Genomic DNA, 254 nt, shown 5'->3' with positions numbered 1-254 from the left:
GGGTAAGCAGGCGTTCGAGCCGTGCACTTGCATCCGCGATCTCGTCGAGCGCTTCGCTCGATCCCCGGCGGGCGACGGCGCGGAGGGCAGCGGCCTTGGGCTGGCGGTCGTCCGCTCCGCCGCCACGCGGATCGGCGCGACCCTCGCACTCGAAGATGCGGCACCCGGTCTGATCGTTCGCCTCCGCTTTCCCCGCTAGACGACGCCGCGAACGCGCGCCTCGCCACGCGGATCGAATTCGTGAAACAATCGGC

At 70.5% G+C, this 254-nt stretch carries 1 pseudogene; it reads left to right on the top strand.

Going from position 1 to position 254, the window contains the following annotated elements:
* Positions 1-199: pseudogene (locus AC0CH3_RS17840) on the top strand (hypothetical protein); the annotation flags it as partial.
* Between the last annotated feature and the right edge of the window lie 55 nt (positions 200-254).

Source organism: Sphingomonas sp. AC449 (assembly GCF_979253475.1).
This window is presented reverse-complemented; position numbering and strand designations above follow the sequence as displayed.